Below are 3,202 nucleotides of genomic sequence, written 5' to 3'. Positions count from 1 at the left end.
GCCCTCATAGGTCAGCGAACCGGTGGCGACGGTGACGTTCCTGGCCGCTGCGCTCACGAGCTGGTCGCCGCTGGTCCTGCCGAGACGCTGGGCCGCCGCGTCGAGGCATGGCTGCGGCGCGAGGCGCTGACGGTGCTGGCGCGCGAGACCGCCGAGTTCGCGACGGCGGCGGGCGTCAAGGTCAGCAAGGTCGCGGTCGGCGATCCGCGCGGGCGCTGGGGCAGTTGCGCGCATGACGGCGCGATCCGCTATAGCTGGCGGCTGATCCTCGCGCCGGACTGGGTGCGGCGGGCGACGGTGGCGCATGAGGTCGCGCACCGCGTCCACATGAACCATGGCGCCGGCTTCCACGCGCTGGTCGATCAGCTGCTGGGCGGTGATGCCACCCCGGCGCGGGCGTGGCTGCGCGCGCATGGCGCGGCGCTTCACTGGTTCGGTCGGTCGTCCTGAGCCCGGGCGGGACGGCGCGGCGCACCCCGCCCCGTCACCCGGTCAATCCAGTCCTGATCCAGCTGCTGGCGCGCCTGTGCGTCGGGAGGGCGTGGCGCGTCGGCGGGCGCGGGCTGGTCGACGGGTGCGGCGGGCTGATCGGCGGGGGGCACCGGGTTGCCGTCGTCGTCTACATAGGTACCGTTGTCGGGCTGCCCGAAATACAGGTCGTCGTCGAGCTGCATGTCGGGCAGCGTCACCTGGGTCTGGAATTGCTCGATCGGGCGGCTGGCGGTGGCCGGCTTCATCATCGCCGCGAACGCGCGCGCCGGCGCGGTGCCGCCATGGAGGCCGGGGATGGTGCGAGCATCGTCGCGCCCCATCCAGACGCCGGTGGTGAGGCCGCTGGAGAAGCCCAGGAACCAGCCGTCCTTGTTGGAGGTGGTGGTGCCGGTCTTGCCCGCCACCGGCCGGCCGATCTGCGCCTGGCGGCCGGTGCCGGTGTTGACCGCCGTCTGCAGCAGGTCGACCATCTGCGCCGCCACATAGGGCGCGACCAGGACATGGCCGTTATCGACCTCGTGCGCGTAGAGCGTCTGGCCGTTGCTGGTGACCTTCAGGATGCCATAGGGCGTCACCGCGACGCCGTTGGCGCCGACGCTGGCAAAGGCGCGGGTCATGTCGATCAGCCGGACGTCCGACGTGCCGAGCACCATCGACGGGTGGGTGTTGACCGCCGTCGTGATGCCGAAGCGGCGCGCCATGTCGGCGACGGTGGTGAAGCCCACCTCCTGCCCCAGCTTCGCCGCCACCGTGTTGAGCGAATAGGCGAAGGCGGTGCGTAAGGAGACGGGCCCCGAGTTGCGCCGGCTGTCGTTGCGCGGGCTCCAGCCGTCGATCGTCACCGGCTCGTCGACGATCGAGTCCTCCGGCTTGTGCCCCGCCTCCAGCGCGGCGAGATACACGAACAGCTTGAACGACGAGCCCGGCTGGCGGACCGCCTGGGTGGCGCGATTGTAGTTGGAGGTGACATAGTCGGTGCCGCCGACCATCGCCTTGACCGCCCCGTCGCGGTCGAGCGTCACCAGCGCGCCCTGCGCCCCGCCCGGCACGTTGCCGCGGACCGCGGCATCGGCGACGCGCTGCATGGCGGGGTCGATCGTCGTCCACACCTCCAGCGGCTGTTTCTGCTCGTCGATCAGCACGTCGAGCTGCGGCAGCGCCCAGTCGGTGAAGTAGCGGACACTGTTCTGCTTGGGCTCGGGGGCGAGCTTGAGGCTGTCGGGATCGGCCGCCTTCGCCTGCTCGGCGGTGACCGTTCCGGCGCGCACCATCGCCGCCAGCACGACGCCGGCGCGCCCGACCGCGGCCTCGCTGTCGGCTGTGGGCGAGTAATTGGAAGGAGCCTTGACCAGCCCGGCGATCACCGCCGCCTCGGCAAGGCTCAGCTGGTCCGCGCCATGGCCAAAGAATTTCCGCGAGGCCGCGTCGATGCCATAGGCCCCGCCGCCATAATAGACCTTGTTGAGGTAGAGTTCGAGGATCTGGTCCTTGGAGAATTTGCGCTCCATCGCCAGCGCCAGGATCCACTCGCGCGCCTTGCGGCCGAACTTCTTCTGGCTCGACAGGAAGACGTTGCGCGCCAGCTGCTGGGTGATCGTCGAGCCGCCCTGCGCCCAATGGCCACGCTGCACCCGCACCTCGACCGAGCGGGCGATGCCGATCGGGTCGACGCCGAGATGGGAGCGGAAGCGGCGATCCTCGACCGACACGGTCGCATCGCGCATCACCGCCGGAATCCTGTCATAGGGCAGCCAGTCGCCATAGCTCGGCCCCAACGACACGATCACCGAGCCGTCGGCGGCGTGGACGCGGATCATCTGGCCGTTGGGCGACGATTTCAGCTGGTCGAAGTCCGGCAATTGCGAGGCAGTGACGTAGACGGTGGCGACCAGCGCGATCAGCCCCAGCACCCCCAGCCCGGCCAGCAGCTGCAGCGACAGCACCAGCCGTCGACGCCAGGGAGACCGAGGCTGGGAGGAACGGGGGGAACGCGCACGGGCCATCGCTGGATGGCGGACTATCGGCTAACGGCCCTGCCGACAAGCGGTTGCCGCCGGCACCACCTACGGCTCAGCGGCGGGCGCGGAACTCCAGCGCGACCGAGTTCATGCAATAGCGCAGCCCCGTCGGCCGCGGCCCGTCGGGAAAGACATGGCCGAGATGGCTGTCGCAGCGCGCGCAGCGGGTCTCGGTGCGGGTCATGCCGTGGCTGCGGTCGGTATGGTCGGCGACGCGATCCGGGGCGATCGGCTGGGTGAAGCTGGGCCAGCCCGAGCCGGAGTCGAACTTGTCGGCGCTATCGAACAGCTCAAGGCTGCACGCGGCGCAGCGGTACAGCCCGTCCGCCTTGTTGTCGGTCAGCGTGCCGGCAAAGGCGCGCTCGGTCCCGGCCTCGCGCAGGACATGAAATTGCTCGGGCGACAGCCGCTTGCGCCACTCGGTCTCGGAGAGGTTGAACTGTTCCATGGCATCCATGTCGTGAGCGGGTGGTCGGGCTTCAAGCGGCTTGGGCGATCCGGGTGGCGCGCGCGATGATCTGGATCAGGCCGGGGGTTCGCGCCAGCGGCAGCAGCGCGGCGGCCCGGCGGCTCTCGGCCAGGTCGCGGACCAATCCTGCAAGCGCGATCGGCCGGGCGAGGCGGCGCGCGAAGCGGGGCTGCCACTGCGCTGCCGCGCCGGGACCGCCGCGCAGATAGGCGGTGGCGGCGGC

Annotated in this window: 3 protein-coding genes and 1 pseudogene; 1 reads left to right on the top strand and 3 read right to left on the bottom strand. The window is 70.7% G+C overall.

Translation table 11 applies throughout. The features are described 5' to 3' along the window. On the top strand, positions 1 to 450 hold a 450-nt coding region (locus HUU96_RS13750), incomplete at its 5' end, for a M48 family metallopeptidase (protein ID WP_174293317.1). On the opposite strand, the gene HUU96_RS13745 is transcribed toward HUU96_RS13750, so the two are convergent. The 3 genes and pseudogenes from HUU96_RS13745 to HUU96_RS13735 all read right to left on the bottom strand — a co-directional run. Continuing rightward, positions 426 to 2,495 carry a transglycosylase domain-containing protein gene (locus HUU96_RS13745; RefSeq protein ID WP_174293316.1) on the bottom strand — a complete coding sequence of 690 codons (2,070 nt, stop codon included), beginning with the start codon at positions 2,493 to 2,495 and terminating at the stop codon, positions 426 to 428. The two genes, HUU96_RS13750 and HUU96_RS13745, sit on opposite strands and share 25 nt — an antisense overlap. A gap of 67 nt (positions 2,496 to 2,562) precedes the next feature. Continuing rightward, positions 2,563 to 2,958, bottom strand: a complete 396-nt coding sequence (gene msrB / locus HUU96_RS13740) for a peptide-methionine (R)-S-oxide reductase MsrB (protein WP_174293315.1) — start codon at positions 2,956 to 2,958, stop codon at positions 2,563 to 2,565. Positions 2,959 to 2,989: 31 nt separating this feature from the next. Beyond that, positions 2,990 to 3,202: pseudogene (locus tag HUU96_RS13735) on the bottom strand (NAD(P)/FAD-dependent oxidoreductase); the annotation flags it as partial.

The sequence above is a fragment of the Sphingomonas bacterium genome (genome assembly GCF_903644135.1).
Taxonomy (GTDB): domain Bacteria; phylum Pseudomonadota; class Alphaproteobacteria; order Sphingomonadales; family Sphingomonadaceae; genus Sphingomonas.
Note: the sequence above shows the minus strand (reverse complement) of the source record. Positions and strands in the feature narration are given on the sequence as shown.

Coding starts and splice junctions, on each gene's coding strand:
- msrB (WP_174293315.1), bottom strand. CDS start 2,958: ATGGAACAGTTCAACCTCTCCGAGACCGAGTGGCGCAAGCGGCTGTCG.
- HUU96_RS13745 (WP_174293316.1), bottom strand. CDS start 2,495: ATGGCCCGTGCGCGTTCCCCCCGTTCCTCCCAGCCTCGGTCTCCCTGG.